Annotated in this window: 16 protein-coding genes; 8 read left to right on the top strand and 8 right to left on the bottom strand. The window is 41.5% G+C overall.

The genetic code is table 11. The features are described 5' to 3' along the window. Positions 1–53: 53 nt before the first annotated feature. Positions 54–227: a hypothetical protein gene (locus tag EP57_RS16905; protein ID WP_159106409.1), complete on the bottom strand. Its 174-nt coding sequence runs from the start codon at positions 225–227 to the stop codon at positions 54–56. A gap of 45 nt (positions 228–272) precedes the next feature. Then, a complete protein-coding gene (locus EP57_RS03175) occupies positions 273–992 on the bottom strand; it encodes a zeta toxin family protein (RefSeq protein WP_052167523.1) in 720 nt (239 codons plus the stop codon). Positions 993–1135: 143 nt separating this feature from the next. Here EP57_RS03175 and EP57_RS03170 point away from each other — a divergent pair, with 143 nt between their 5' ends. The 3 genes from EP57_RS03170 (at position 1136) to EP57_RS03160 (ending at position 4342) form a co-directional block, all read left to right on the top strand. Continuing rightward, positions 1136–1816 (top strand): L,D-transpeptidase family protein, encoded by a 681-nt coding sequence (locus EP57_RS03170; RefSeq protein ID WP_052167522.1) that lies wholly within the window; start codon positions 1136–1138, stop codon positions 1814–1816. Positions 1817–1949: 133 nt separating this feature from the next. Further along, complete coding sequence (locus tag EP57_RS16365; protein WP_077916762.1) at positions 1950–3584, top strand: M6 family metalloprotease domain-containing protein; 1635 nt, start codon at positions 1950–1952, stop codon at positions 3582–3584. 86 nt (positions 3585–3670) lie between these two features. After that, positions 3671–4342 (top strand): MarR family winged helix-turn-helix transcriptional regulator, encoded by a 672-nt coding sequence (locus EP57_RS03160; RefSeq protein WP_077916761.1) that lies wholly within the window; start codon positions 3671–3673, stop codon positions 4340–4342. A gap of 95 nt (positions 4343–4437) precedes the next feature. Here the strand turns inward: EP57_RS03160 and EP57_RS03155 are convergent, their stop codons facing one another. From EP57_RS03155 to EP57_RS03145, 3 genes are all read right to left on the bottom strand, one after another. Then, on the bottom strand, positions 4438–4824 hold the full coding sequence (locus EP57_RS03155; protein WP_036084183.1) for a hypothetical protein: 387 nt from the start codon (positions 4822–4824) through the stop codon (positions 4438–4440). A gap of 418 nt (positions 4825–5242) precedes the next feature. Beyond that, positions 5243–6178, bottom strand: coding sequence for a flotillin-like protein FloA (floA, locus tag EP57_RS03150; RefSeq protein WP_036084181.1), 936 nt, complete (start codon positions 6176–6178; stop codon positions 5243–5245). Then, positions 6175–6480, bottom strand: coding sequence for an NfeD family protein (locus EP57_RS03145; protein ID WP_036084180.1), 306 nt, complete (start codon positions 6478–6480; stop codon positions 6175–6177). Before EP57_RS03145 ends, floA begins: the two co-directional genes overlap by 4 nt. A 186-nt stretch (positions 6481–6666) precedes the next feature. On the opposite strand from EP57_RS03145, the gene EP57_RS03140 reads away from it, so the two are divergent. Continuing rightward, positions 6667–7125, top strand: coding sequence for an SRPBCC family protein (locus EP57_RS03140; protein WP_036084177.1), 459 nt, complete (start codon positions 6667–6669; stop codon positions 7123–7125). 49 nt (positions 7126–7174) lie between these two features. Here EP57_RS03140 and EP57_RS03135 read toward each other — a convergent pair whose 3' ends face one another. The 3 genes from EP57_RS03135 to EP57_RS03125 form a co-directional block, all read right to left on the bottom strand. After that, positions 7175–7855 (bottom strand): ABC transporter ATP-binding protein, encoded by a 681-nt coding sequence (locus EP57_RS03135; protein ID WP_036084175.1) that lies wholly within the window; start codon positions 7853–7855, stop codon positions 7175–7177. Beyond that, positions 7855–8955 (bottom strand): ABC transporter permease, encoded by a 1101-nt coding sequence (locus EP57_RS03130; RefSeq protein ID WP_036084173.1) that lies wholly within the window; start codon positions 8953–8955, stop codon positions 7855–7857. The genes EP57_RS03135 and EP57_RS03130 overlap by 1 nt, the downstream gene beginning before the upstream one ends. Positions 8956–9029: 74 nt before the next feature. Then, positions 9030–10193: a MalY/PatB family protein gene (locus EP57_RS03125; RefSeq protein ID WP_036084170.1), complete on the bottom strand. Its 1164-nt coding sequence runs from the start codon at positions 10191–10193 to the stop codon at positions 9030–9032. A gap of 151 nt (positions 10194–10344) precedes the next feature. On the opposite strand from EP57_RS03125, the gene yugI reads away from it, so the two are divergent. The 4 genes from yugI (at position 10345) to EP57_RS03105 (ending at position 13530) form a co-directional block, all read left to right on the top strand. Beyond that, a complete protein-coding gene (gene yugI, locus EP57_RS03120) occupies positions 10345–10701 on the top strand; it encodes a S1 domain-containing post-transcriptional regulator GSP13 (protein WP_036084167.1) in 357 nt (118 codons plus the stop codon). Positions 10702–10855: 154 nt separating this feature from the next. Beyond that, complete coding sequence (locus EP57_RS03115; protein ID WP_036084164.1) at positions 10856–11269, top strand: NUDIX hydrolase; 414 nt, start codon at positions 10856–10858, stop codon at positions 11267–11269. Between the two features lie 80 nt (positions 11270–11349). Beyond that, positions 11350–12699 (top strand): glucose-6-phosphate isomerase, encoded by a 1350-nt coding sequence (locus tag EP57_RS03110; RefSeq protein ID WP_036084161.1) that lies wholly within the window; start codon positions 11350–11352, stop codon positions 12697–12699. A gap of 72 nt (positions 12700–12771) precedes the next feature. Next, the gene (locus EP57_RS03105) at positions 12772–13530 is read left to right on the top strand and encodes a DeoR/GlpR family DNA-binding transcription regulator (protein WP_036084159.1); all 759 of its coding nucleotides are present in this window, start codon (positions 12772–12774) and stop codon (positions 13528–13530) included. Positions 13531–13869: the final 339 nt, after the last annotated feature.

The raw sequence follows: 13869 nt of genomic DNA, 5'->3' as shown, positions 1-13869 counted from the left end.
TAAAAAACTACGGTGAAACATCGAATAGTAGTTCGAGGTTTCGCCGTAGTTTCTTAATGTAATATGGAACCCTTCTTCTTTGAAGGGAAGTTATCGTGTTCTTTCTTTGCCTTGTCGTAAGCGGCTTGCGAGAAATGACGTTCATTGCTGGCGTTTTTAGCGCTCCAATTTTTTGAGGCTGTTGCTCCATGTGCGGCTAATTTGTCTGAGAAAAGTTGATTTAACATTGAAAGCACCTCCTAGTGATCTTTCTGTTATTATACCACGAAATTTTAAAATTGGCGCCCTTTCTTTAAGAAAAAATGATATGCGTAATCATTAAAGACAATTGGAGGGCATCCCTTATCTTTTCTAGCAATAATGGTAGGACTTGTACCGTTTAAACTATTGTCTAAAATAAGATATTCATCCACGCTATCTTTTAGTGCTATAAAATTCTTAGCGACAGCGCTATTTGTTTTTTGTACAACTTCTTCGGGGACATAGCGTTGATTTTCTGCAAATCGTGCTTTCACACGTCTTTTGGCAACGGAAATATCGACGTCAATAATGATTAGTTGAATAGTGTATTGCTTTTGCTTCAGTTGTGATATCAAGCGTTTATATTTATTATGATTAGCGAATGTACCATCATAAATAAGCGATAGGCGGCTTTGAATCGCAGTATGAAGCAGGTTTTTCGCGATATCGGTACTTTCTTCGTGAACTAAGTCGGAGGCAGTAGAAATATGTTGTTGCATGAATTTGCTGTATTCAGGAATATGTTCTTTGATCGCATCAGAATCAACAACGACAAATCCTTTCGTGCCAATGATATCTGTTGCAACACTTGTTTTTCCAGCGCCTGATCCACCGCCTAAAATAATTGCTATCATCCCTTGGCTCTGTGCACCAGATAAGAAATGACGTGCAATGTCTTCATGTAACTGTCTTCTTGTCGTAGTGTAAACACCATTACTTGAAAATCGGCTTTTAGTATCTAGTTGTATCATGTAAGCATCTCTCCATTTTGTGTGATGATATTATTCTATCACGAATTGAAATATAAATGTACTAATAACATGCGCTTAAAACAGAAAATGTTTGAAGCCTAAAAAACGTGGAATTTTATAAAGATAGTAAGGGGGAATTTAGCGTGAAAAAAGTATTTTGGAGTATTGGTGTTGTTTTTCTGGCGTTAGGGGTTATTTTTGCGGTTAGTGGGAAAGTGGATGCGGCGACGAATGATGCGCAGCGATTTAAAACCGTGGGGGCGAACAAACAGTTGATTTTAGTGACGACGCCTGGTTATAAGTCGAACAAGGCAACTATTCAGACATTTGAGCGGGATAGTAAAGGTGTGTGGCAACGCAAGGCGCTGATGTATGGCTATATTGGTCGTGATGGTTTTGCGAAAACAATGCGGGAAACGGTAGTGGAAAGTCCTCGAGGAAAATTCACAATTGGCACAGCATTCGGTCGTTATGCTAACCCGGGAACGAAAATGCCTTATCGCAAAACATCAACGCGAGATGTTTGGGTAGATGATGTGAAGTCCAAACTATACAATTCATGGCAAGTACTTCCCGTTAATAACCGCTGGAAGTCTGCTGAAAAATTGTATCAACCTGCGTATAATTATGCGTTTGTTATCAACTATAATGCACTTAGAAAACCTGGCTGGGGTTCGGCAATCTTCTTCCACGTATCAAGCAGTTACACGATGGGTTGCACCGGAACAAGCCAAGCCAACGTAGTCAAAATTTTAAAATGGCTAGATCCTAAGAAAAAACCAGTGATTATTCAAACGCCGAGAACGGAATTAAGTCGCTACTAATATATGACGCCTCCTTGTTTAGGAGGTTTTTTTTATTGCTCACTACTGCGCATCGTTTACAATTTTCTAAGAATGGGTATTAATTACCAATTGAAGGACGGTGTATGTAGCCGAAATAAAGGAGGAACCGATCATGCGCTTTTTTCTTAGGAGAATGGTGCTGATAGTTATGATGGCTCTATCGATATGTGTCGTAATGATAGCCACAGCAAGTTCCGCAGATACTTTAAAGGCAGCAAGTACAGCCCCTGTTACGGTGAGCAAATATCCAAACGGGTCATCACTACCAGCGCAAACGCCAACAACGACTATGCCAAAAGTGAACGCAGTAACACCGACGAATCGGGTTTTAGTTATTTTAGTAAGTTTTAAGGACAGCGCGATAAAACAAACGGAAGCTAGCTGGAATCAAAAAATATTTAGCGCAACTAGCAAATCAGTGCGGCTTTATTATGCGCAAGCAACGAACGGCAAACGTATTCTGAACCCGGCAAAAGAAACATACGGTACGGCAAACAATGGTGTCGTAAAAGTGAAATTAAATAGGAATCATCCGCGAACTGGCACCGCGATTGATACGCGAAATCAATACATCGTACGAGATGCTTTAACGGCAGCCAATCCATATGTTAATTTCGCGCAATATGACACGAATAAAAACGGTCGGATTGAAGCGAGCGAGCTGCATATTATGACTATCGTGGCTGGGCAAGAGCGAGCGTACTCCAGCGCCGCGCCTTCTATTTGGGGACATATGTGGGGAATGGCTTTCAATATTACACCGAAATTAGACGGGAAAACTTTTTTCACATATACGCAATTCGGCGAAATGCATGGCACGCATATGGCCACAATCGGCGTCATCGCGCATGAATTCGGACACGATTTAGGATTGGTAGATTTATATAATACAAGTGGAACAGGAAGTGGCCTCGGAACGTTTAGCTTGATGGCTAAAGGCGCGTGGGGCATCGCTGCGGGAGATAGTTATCCAGGACAGACGCCCATTTTACTAGACGCCTATTCCAAAGTGAAAATCGGAGCCGTGACGCCGAAAGTGGTGAACACAACAGTTACGTCGACGCAAACGCTCTACGCAGGAAGCACCATTTTGCGAATTAATACGAGTTCTCCAAAAGAGTACTTTTTAATCGAAAATCGGCAGTTTATCGGTTTTGATAAGGCGCTTGCTAGTAAAGTTTTTAAAGGCGGGCTTGCGGTTTATCGTGTGAATACGAATTATGGCGGCAATCAAACGGTCGGAAAGCAGCTGGTCACAATGCTTGAGGCGAACCAAGGCATTGCGGGCTATTCGCAATTGAATAGTAGTTCGACGTTGATATCCGATGCACTCTACTATGTTGGCACAGGTTCAAGAGGGAAAGCTCAGCAAATTTATCTGAACAACCGAACGAACCCATCGAATCGGCTAAGTAATGGCACGTATCCTAATTTCTCATTCCGCGTTACCACCAAACCAGGCGCAAGCATGTCAGTCGTGCTTGGCCCAGCCTATCCAGTTTCCGGAATGACTCTAAATCGCAGTGGCGTTTATATCAAGACAAACACAAGCTTCCAAATGATCGCCACAATTACGCCAAGCATCGCATCCAACAAAGCCATCACTTGGACAACCTCCAATTCGAAAATAGCAACAGTCGATGCAAAAGGAAAAATAACCGGGAAAGCAGTTGGCAAAGCAACGATAACCGCAAAAACACAAGATCGAGGCATAAAAGACACAGTACTCATTCAAGTAACAAAATAGTAAAGCTTGACATAATAGAAAGGTACCTTTATAATAATAAATGAAGGTACCTTTCTATTATATAAAATACAATGGAGGAATTAAAAATGACAGAGAACAAATTCAATTTAATGAAACAATTTATCCAATTCAATCGCTTACTACACAGCTATCAAAACAGTAAACTTCGCAGCTTCGGCCCATTAGGCAATCCGTATAGAGGACAAGGCCGTGTCCTTGCACTTTTAAAAATGAAACCCGAAATCACGCAAAAGGAGTTGGCTTTCTTGTTGGATATGCGAGGTCAATCACTAGGTGAACTATTGTCAAAACTAGAACGCAGTGACTATATTACGCGGGAACCATCAGAAGCTGATCGTCGTGTGATGAATGTGAAATTAACGGAAGCTGGCGCAGAAGCAGCAGAACAAGCTCAAGATGCCGAATATGACAGCAGTAACTTGTTCGACGTGTTAAGTGAGGAAGAACAAAATAACTTACACGACTATATGCAACGCGTCACTGACGAGTTAGAGAAACAATTAGCTGATATGCCAGAAGGAAGCCCAGATTTCATGGATCCTCGGATGCATGGCAGAGGAGGCCGTCCTGGTTTTGGTCGCGAAGGCTTTGGAGGTTTCCGCCGTGGTGGTCACGGTGACCCAAGATTCGCAGAAGGACATCCTGGTTTTGACGGAATGCGTGGCGGTATGGGACCAGATCGTTTCGGCGAACGCCCAATGCCAGAACGCGATTTCGAAGACAGAGAACAAAAATAAAATTTTGCACGGAAGAATCCTTGATAAAAGCTATATCAGGGGTTCTTTTTTTGCATGAAAAAACCAGCAAACAGTCGCGTTTACTGGTCGTTTTTTTATTGATTTTTTCGCAATGCAACAGGTTTATCGAGAATTTCTTTCATGATAATGGCTTCCTGCATCTTACCACGGACACGTTTTCTAGCGGCAGTGTGTTCATGATGTGAATGTCTAACATCGTGATAAGGATCGTGGCTTGTGTTTGTCATTGCATCTTTGATAACAGTATCCTTATAAGCAGTAGGTTGTGCTTTCTTTGCTGGCTTCTTTTTGGTTTGCTGATGTTTTGCACGTTGTTGCGGAGCTTTAGGCTGGCTGGCTTTCTTCTTCGCTTCTTCTTCGGGCTCGGCTTTTTTGAAATAACTTAAAATCCCGACGATAATCCCAATAATAACGACAGCACTACCAAACCAGTCTCCAATGTTGGAAAAGATATCTTCCATTTTTGTTGCACCTCCAGCGGGCGACGAATGCCCACCAAACTTATTTGTCTTCTTTAGCAATGGCTTCTCGCATTGTTGGGGTTGTTCGAAAGAAATGAGTTACAACCCCAATATAAGTACGAACAAAGTGAGTAGTTAGTCCAGCTAACGACGATGCCCGCTAAACTTATTTATCTTCCTTGGCAATGGCTTCTCGCATTGTTGGGGTTGTTCGAAAGAAATGAGCTACAACCCCAATATAAGTACGAACAAAGTGAGTAGTTAGTCCATCAAACGACGATGCCCGCTAAACTTATTTATCTTCCTTCGCTATAGCCTCACGCATTGTTGGGGTTGTTCGAAAGAAATGAGTTACAACCCCAATATAAGTGTGAGCAAAGTGAACAGTTAGTCCATCAAACGACGATGTCCGCTGAACTTATTTATCTTCCTTAGCAATGGCTTCTCGCATCGTCGTATCCGCCTGCACATTATCCATTCTGTAATAATCCATCGCGCCAAGTTTGCCGCTTTCTAGTGCTTTGGCAAGGGCTCTTGGAACTTCAGCTTCGGCTGCTACTACGACAGCGCGGTTTTCTTGTTCTAAGGCAATGGCTTCGGCTTTACGTTTGGATGCAGCGGCTTGGGCTACTTCCATGTCGGCATTGGCTTTTTCGATGTCTAGTTTGGCTTTGATGTTGTCACCGATACGCATTTCTGCAATATCAATAGATAGAATCGTGTAGGCTGTGCCATCGCCAAGACCTTGTTCTTGTACTTTTTTCGAAATGCTGTTTGGGTTTTCAAGAACGTCTGTATGTTCGCGCGTTTCACCGACTGTAGAAACGACGGCTTCACCGACACGGGCAATAACGGTATCTTCACCAGCACCACCGACGATGCGGTCAATATTTGATTGTACGGTAATTTGCGTGATAACTTTTACTTCAACACCGTTTTGCGCAACACCGGTAAATTCAGGTGTACGAATAACTTTTGGTGTAACGGAAGTTTGAACAGCTTCTAAAACGTCACGTCCTGCAAGGTCAATCGCAGCGGCACGGCTGAAATCAAGCTCGATATTGGCACGGTGCGCGGCAATCAAAGCATCCACCGTTTTATCAACGTCCCCGCCTGCTAAGTAATGGCTTTCCAATTGGTTTACTTCTAGTTCAAGTCCAGCTTTTACAGCTTTAATTAATGGCTTAACAACGCGCGAAGGAGTTACCCGGCGCAAACGCATACCAATTAATGTACCCAGGCCAACACGAACTTGCGCAGAAATAGCACTAATCCAAAGCCCCACAGGTACAAGTGTGAAAAATATAATCAAAACAATAACAATTAAAACAGCAATAATAATAGGTCCAATCATGAATTATCTTCCTCTCTTTTTAGGTCTTCATTTACTAAAACATAGCCAATATCAATACCAACAACGACGATAGGAGTTCCTATATCTAAATAACCATCCTTGAGTCTGGCGTCATACCATTCACCGTCGATAATAACTCTACCAATCGGTTTCAGTGTTGTTCCAGCTTTACCGTGCTTGCCCATCACTTTGTCTCGTAGCGCTTTCATTCGTTCGATTTCGCTATCCGCTAAAAAACCACGATGCACAAGTCCCCAGGATTCGCCGTATACAAGATCGTCCTCTGTGTATTCGCGTGCCATTCTGCCTCACCATCCTTACGATATAGATTGCTTACTTATAGTATAACCTATTTTAGCCTGCGAGTGGTGAAGATTCTGCAAATAACGCATATTTAAATAAAAGCATTGACACCGCGACATGTTATATGGTTTATAATGGAATGAAGTAGTCAATGCTAGAGGAGAATTTAAAAAGGGGGAGCAAAAATGATGACTTGGAATGAAGAAATGGTGATTGAGGCGAATATTGAGGTGATTTGGAACTTGTTTCAACTGGAAAATATTCAGCGAATCATGCCTCAAATTATTGAAAATGAAGTTATTGAGATGAAAGAAGGCATCGTGGGTTCGCGATACCGCCAGAAATACCAAGAAGGAAAGCGTGTGGAGACATACATAGTCGAGGATTTGGCGCACGAAGATACGCCAGAACGAAAACATAACACGAGCGGTTTCGTACTTGCCAAAGCATTCAAAATCGAGACCTCCTTTACATTAGAAAAAATCGACGAGAAGTCGACGCGATTTATTTATAGCGGCTCCAATCAAGGTATTAATTTTCTAGGAAAAATATTAATGAAGCTTAGCAGTTCTAAGAACAATGATAAAGTCGTTGCAGATTTCATGAAGCGTGTAGAAACAGAGGCGCTAAAAGATAGCCATTAAAAAATCGGAGGCGAGTATCTCATTCGTAGATACCAGCCTCCGATTTCGTTTATTTATCTTTCGTCAAAACACCGTCAAGCATGCGGTACACGTGATGGCACAAATCAAGCATTCGCTCATCATGCGTTACCATAATCACGGCGCGTTCTTGGTTTTCAATCTCCGCACGAAGCAATTCTACAACTTCACGACCACGCGTGGAGTCAAGGCTTGCGGTCGGTTCGTCCGCCAAAATAATCGCAGGCTCATTAATCAGCGACCGCGCAATGGCTACCCGTTGTTTTTCCCCACCAGACAAATCTTTTGGATAAAATTGCAACCGGTCGCCAAGCCCTAATTGCGTTAGCAACGTTTCACTTTTCTTGGCTAGTGCTTGTTTTTCTTGTCCTGCTAATTTGCCGATGAATTCTAGTTGTTGTTGTACTTTTAAATATGGAACAAGATGAGCCGCTTGGAAAATGAAGCCGACTTCGGATAAGCGTAACTCTGTCTGTTCCTTTTTTGATAGGTCGCTAATGATTTTGCCGTTGATGGAGATGTTACCTGATGTTGGTGTCAAAAGTGCTCCGGCCAGCGATAAGAAAGTACTTTTACCAGAACCGGAAGGACCGACGATGGCTATCAATTCTCCAGCGTTTGCTTCGAAGCTCGTTTCACGCAAAGCATGAATCGTTGTTGGACCAGATGGATAGTTTTTCGTTACATTTTCAAATTTTAAAAGAGCTGTCATTATTGATCGCCTCCTCGAATCGCGTCCAGCGCGTCTACTTTAGCAATTTTGATAAGCGATAGTAGGGAACCTATAACAGCCACAGCGAAAAATAGCACACTGTAAAGCGCCATCGTCATACCTGTTAAGCGGAATGGCATCGCATCAGGCATAATTGTCGAAAGCCCAGCCGTCGCAGCAATACTTATCCCGATACTGATAACAGAAATCAAGACAACTTGTGACACAACGCTTGCTACTAAATAACTTGTCTTCGTTCCAAGTGCTTTCAAGACACCGAACTGTCCTGTTTTTTGGAGCGTCATAACATAGAAGAAAGCCGTCAAAATAAAACCGCCAATGACAATCAAGAAGAAAATCATCATATTAAGTGTCATTTGTTCTGCCGAATAACCAGGAATTTGACCGAGGAAATCTTTATGCGAAATCACCGTCAAATCTTTATTACTCAGTTTTACCGTATTGTCCGGATTATTTGCTAGAATCGCAACCGTACTTGTTTGTGGAATCTTTTGATGATATAGCATCGGATTAATTGCTTGCCAAACGGCCATATTCATATAAACAACAGGGGCATGGCTATACTTCTGATCTTTCGCAAAACCAATAACGGTCATCTGCTTATTTAAAATGTCGTCCTCCAGCACATCGCCGACCTTGAAATCACCTTTTAATGAGGCATCTAGAATAACGCCATCTTGATTTGTTAAGCTCATCTGCGAACCAGTCGTTACTTTTGGCTCCAAGAAGCTACCCGGTGTAATCGCGAAAATCGCCATACTGAATTTCTTGCCATCATCTGCACGTTTCAATGTTTGCATCGATTGACCAAGCACTGCAGCATCTTTCACGTTCTTATCTTCCTTGATCGCCGCTAAATCCGACTCAGGAAATAACGAACGCTCCACTTTGCCTTGTGCATCTTTTGCCAGCGCATAATAAGGCACATCATTATTAGCAACCGACGAAGCATTATCATACGCTAAACCATTCGCAAGCCCAGATAAAAATAACGACAACAGCACGATCAAAATCATAATGCCAGTCACTAAAATATAGCGCAACTTCGAATAAAGCAATTCACGAAGCCCTAAAAACATATCATCTCCAACTCCTAACCTTTTTTACATTCCAACATTAAGTATAGCAAAAACTTCACAAAAAACCGACCAACTCAGCTTCTTTGTAAGCCGTCAATCAGACAAGCCACACCTTTTTGCAACGTTTCTTTCGGACAAGCAATGTTCAACCGGACAAAACCAGTACCCGCAACACCAAAACCAGAACCCATTTGTACGCCGACACCAGCATCAATTAAGTTTTGATAAATCGTTTTTTCATCGGCTTCTAAGTTACGGCAATCCAACCACATTAAGTACGTCGCTTCTTGCTTCGTTACAACAACCGCTGGGCAATGTTTCTCGATTTCAGCTTTTGTATATTCATAATTCGACCAAATATAATCGCGTAACTCATCCACCCATTCTGCGCCGCCACGGTACGCTGCTTCCATACCAACCGCGCCAAACGTATTGAGCTCAGGTCGAGATGTATACTTCGCTTCATATTCAAACTTCTCTTGGAAAACTGGATTCGTCGTAATAAAATAAGAAGCTTTAATCCCCGCCAAATTAAATGTTTTCGTAGGAGCCATCAATGTCACGATTTGATCCTTATAATCAGGCGCAGCAACAGCAAGTGGCGTATGTTTAAACCCAGGCATCGTCAAATCCGAATGAATCTCATCTGAAATAATCGGCACACCACAACGCGCGCAAATCTCTGCCATTTTTGCAAGTTCGTCTGGTTTCCAACTACGAGAACCAGGATTATGCGGATTACAAAGAATAAACAGTTTCACTTCTTGTACTTTTGCCTCAAAATCTTCCCAATCAATGCGGTAAGTCGCATCTTCATAAATAAGCGGCGATATCGTGACCACACGCTCTGTTTGCGCTGTCACAAGAAAGAACGGATGATACACCGGCGAATGCATCAAAACCTGATCGCCTTTTTCCGTCAAGGAACGGATAATCATCGAAATCGAAGGAACAACCGCGGCGTTCAAGAAAATCGAAGAAGCATCGACTTTATATTGGTGACGCTCATCTAACCATTTGATAATACTTGGTTTTAACGCTTCCATCGTCATCGAATAGCCAAAAATACCATGGTCTAGCAACTTCTGAAAAGCTTCGTGGACAGTATGCGGCGGCCTGAAATCCATATCGGCAACCCACATCGGAATAATATTCTCAGTTCCAAATAAATGTTTTACATCATCCCACTTCTCACTATTTGTTCCAATTCTTGGGATGACTTCATCAAAATGACTCATCTTCTAATCCTCCCCTAAAATCATATTTCAGTCCCATTGTAACATAATATTAGAATGAAATTATGCACAATTTAAAATCTAATAATTGTGTATTCAAAGTCGTAGTGATATAATTTGTTATTATTGAAAGTGAGAAAGTAGGTGTTATGTAATGAGTGAATTTAAAGTGGGCGACATTATTACAGGCAAGGTGGCAGGTATTCAAGGATATGGTGCCTTCGTCGCGCTTGACGACAAAACGCAAGGATTAGTACACATTTCTGAAATTCATCATGGTTTCGTAAAAGATGTACACGATTTTCTAGAAGTAGGACAAGAAGTAAAAGTCAAAATTCTAGAAATCAATAATGAAAACAATAAAATCAGCTTATCCATTCGCGCCACAGAAGAAGCACCTGCAAGAACAAAACAAGAACCAAGAAAAACACAAACATCATCCACACCAGACGAAGGCTTCAATACACTACGCGACAAATTACAAGAATGGGTAGACAAAGCCGACAAATAAACCGAACCTAGGAGACTTCCCGAACATTGAAGTTTCCTAAAATAAGGTTTTATGCTTTTAATTAACAAACATTTTAGATAACATAGTTAATGACAAATACGCGCGTTTGAATTTTTAGATAATTTTAAATATAAGTTCTAAGGGAGGCTTGTCAATGAAAAGGGTACTGATGGTTAAAGGATTTATTTATAACGAGAAGAAAGATGACATTCTACTTGTAAAAAATCGTGATTTAAAATGGGCATTTCCAGGCGGTAGAGTAGAGACTGATCAAACGTTAGAACAAGCACTGATTGCCAAAGTGAAACAACAAACAGGAATTGATTGTCACATCGATAGCTTACTATATGTAAAAGAACGCAGAACAGCATGGGAGCATGTCTGTCAATTTGTATACCGCGCAACAGCTACCGGAGATTTTTTAACTTTAGAAAAAGACGACAGCGTTTTTCATGCAAGATGGACCTCGATTCCACAAGCCGATGATTTACTACTAGAACAAGACGTGGCGCTGAATAAACTCGTTTTAGAAGATGGCGTTCCCTATATTTTACCTCAAGAAAATTAACGTCCTATTTCTTGCTAAATGGGGTTAGTTGATATAAAGTAAGAACTGTAAATATGCACTAAATTATTGGAGGGAAAACGATGACACACATTCAATTTGATTATTCAAACGCATTGAAATTTTTCGAGCAACATGAAATCGACTATTTACAACCAGCTGTCACTGCAGCACACGAAGCATTACATAATGGCACTGGCGCGGGTAGCGACTACTTGGGATGGATTAACCTACCACGTGACTACGACAAAGAAGAATTCGCTCGCATTCAAAAAGCAGCAGCAAAAATTAAAGCAGATTCAGAAGTATTAATCGTAATCGGTATCGGCGGTTCGTATTTAGGCGCTCGTGCAGCGATTGAAACACTAAATCATGCTTTCTATAACGTACTTGATAAAGAAAAACGCCAAGCTCCGCAAGTATTTTTTGCAGGGAACAGTATCAGTTCAAGCTATCTACATGATTTAATTGACGTAATCGATGGCAAAGACTTCTCTGTCAACGTTATTTCAAAATCAGGAACAACAACGGAACCAGCGATTGCTTTCCGTGTATTCAAAGACTTGCTAGAGAAGAAATACGGTAAAGAAGAAGCAAAATCACGTATTTACGCAACAACTGATAAATCTAAAGGTGCATTAAAAGAACTTTCAGACGCAGAAGGCTACGAAACATTTGTCGTTCCCGATGATGTTGGCGGACGTTTCTCTGTGCTTACAGCTGTAGGTTTATTACCAATCGCAGCAAGCGGAGTAGACATTGACGCGATGATGAAAGGTGCTGACGCAGCCCGCGCTGATTTCAGTAGCCCAGAACTAAGCAAAAACATCGCTTACCAATACGCAGCAGCCCGCAATGTTTTATACCGCAAAGGAAAAGTAACCGAATTACTAATCAACTACGAACCAGGATTACAATATTTCAACGAGTGGTGGAAACAACTATTCGGCGAAAGCGAAGGAAAAGACCAAAAAGGCATCTACCCATCCAGCGCCAATTTTTCAACAGACCTTCACTCATTAGGTCAATATATCCAAGAAGGACGCCGCAACATTTTTGAAACAGTTGTCAAAGTTGCTAAAGCTCGTCACGAGATCACAATCAATAAAGAAGATAACGATTTAGACGGCTTGAACTACCTTGCAGGAGAAACAGTAGACTACGTGAACGACAAAGCCTTCCAAGGAACACTTCTAGCACATACAGATGGCGACGTTCCGAATTTTGTAGTAGAAGTTCCTACATTAGATGCCTACACATTCGGCTACCTCGTGTACTTCTTTGAAATCGCAGTAGGCGTAAGCGGCTACCTAAACGGCGTAAACCCATTCGACCAACCAGGCGTAGAAGCATACAAAGCCAACATGTTCGCCCTTCTGGGCAAACCAGGCTACGAAGACAAAAAAGCAGAACTAGAAAAACGCTTGAAATAATACCAGTCTGCGTGATACTTCTTTACTAAGGAGTACCACGCAGCTTTTTAATAGACAAAGGAGGCGGTCCCGATACTTTCCATAGAACGCAAACAAGCCATACTCAACTACGTCAAAAACAAAAAAATAGCAAGCGTCGCAGAATTATCCCGACATTTCAACGTCCACGAAGTCACCATTCGCCGCGATCTCACAACTCTAGAAAACGAAAAGAAACTAAAGCGCACCCACGGCGGCGTCATGATAGAAGAAAAAATCATTTCCGAACCAGATTTCCAAAAACGCGAAGAAGTTCAATACGAAGAAAAACAACGAATCGCAGAATACGCCTCATCACTAATTAAAGATGGCGATACAATCATCCTAGATTCAGGAACAACAACCGGTCACATTGCCCGATCTCTAACTAAACGAACCAAGCTAACCGTTATCACAAACGATATCAACGTAGCAGCAATCCTTCGCAACACATCCATCAAAGTAATCGTAACAGGCGGTGTCATCTATCCAGAAACATACATGCTAAATGGAATGATCACAGAAGAAACCCTTCGCAACCTCCATGTACATAAAGCATTCGTCACCACCCCAGCCATCGATTTAGAAAAAGGATTAATGCATTACGACGAGTACCTAGTCCCGGCCAAAGTACAAATGCTTCATTCCGCGACAGAAGTTTTCTTAGTAACAGACCACACAAAGTTCGGCAGGATCTCATTATACAAATATGCCGATTTTAGCGATATCACAAGCATTATCACAGGAAATGAACTAGATACTTCATTAAAGGACAGCTTTTCAGAAAAAGGTCTAATCATCCACACAGTCTAGCCAATATACAACAAAATAAATATTTATAAATAAATTTGCAAAATACTATTGCGTTTGTCCAATATACATGGTATTCTATTACTCGTGCCTCTTATATAAGGTTTGCAGAAACAGCCAACCGCAAAGGCTAGTCAAGAAAAACACACAACATTTCAGCAAAAAATAACATCAAAACTTTTATTCAAAAATAAGTTGAAAAGTGTTGACAAAGATTAGCCCTAATGATACTATAAGAAGGTCGCTGCTAGATACAAGTAGCCGAGAGATTGCTCTTTGAAAACTGAACAAAAAACAAAGATAAAACCAAGAAAACAGCAATGTTTTCAGGTAAGAATCGCA

This window comes from Listeria booriae (genome assembly GCF_000766865.1).
Taxonomy (GTDB): Bacteria; Bacillota; Bacilli; order Lactobacillales; family Listeriaceae; genus Listeria_A; species Listeria_A booriae.
This window is presented reverse-complemented; position numbering and strand designations above follow the sequence as displayed.

Excerpts from the sequence above, each read along its gene's own strand:
- EP57_RS03155 (WP_036084183.1), bottom strand. The coding sequence starts at position 4,824 with ATGGAAGATATCTTTTCCAACATTGGAGACTGGTTTGGTAGTGCTGTC.
- EP57_RS03140 (WP_036084177.1), top strand. The coding sequence starts at position 6,667 with ATGATGACTTGGAATGAAGAAATGGTGATTGAGGCGAATATTGAGGTG.
- EP57_RS03125 (WP_036084170.1), bottom strand. The coding sequence starts at position 10,193 with ATGAGTCATTTTGATGAAGTCATCCCAAGAATTGGAACAAATAGTGAG.
- EP57_RS03160 (WP_077916761.1), top strand. The coding sequence starts at position 3,671 with ATGACAGAGAACAAATTCAATTTAATGAAACAATTTATCCAATTCAAT.
- floA (WP_036084181.1), bottom strand. The coding sequence starts at position 6,178 with ATGATTGGACCTATTATTATTGCTGTTTTAATTGTTATTGTTTTGATT.
- EP57_RS03145 (WP_036084180.1), bottom strand. The coding sequence starts at position 6,480 with ATGGCACGCGAATACACAGAGGACGATCTTGTATACGGCGAATCCTGG.
- EP57_RS16905 (WP_159106409.1), bottom strand. The coding sequence starts at position 227 with ATGTTAAATCAACTTTTCTCAGACAAATTAGCCGCACATGGAGCAACA.
- EP57_RS03130 (WP_036084173.1), bottom strand. The coding sequence starts at position 8,955 with ATGTTTTTAGGGCTTCGTGAATTGCTTTATTCGAAGTTGCGCTATATT.
- EP57_RS16365 (WP_077916762.1), top strand. The coding sequence starts at position 1,950 with ATGCGCTTTTTTCTTAGGAGAATGGTGCTGATAGTTATGATGGCTCTA.
- EP57_RS03135 (WP_036084175.1), bottom strand. The coding sequence starts at position 7,855 with ATGACAGCTCTTTTAAAATTTGAAAATGTAACGAAAAACTATCCATCT.
- EP57_RS03175 (WP_052167523.1), bottom strand. The coding sequence starts at position 992 with ATGATACAACTAGATACTAAAAGCCGATTTTCAAGTAATGGTGTTTAC.
- EP57_RS03115 (WP_036084164.1), top strand. The coding sequence starts at position 10,856 with ATGAAAAGGGTACTGATGGTTAAAGGATTTATTTATAACGAGAAGAAA.
- EP57_RS03110 (WP_036084161.1), top strand. The coding sequence starts at position 11,350 with ATGACACACATTCAATTTGATTATTCAAACGCATTGAAATTTTTCGAG.
- yugI (WP_036084167.1), top strand. The coding sequence starts at position 10,345 with ATGAGTGAATTTAAAGTGGGCGACATTATTACAGGCAAGGTGGCAGGT.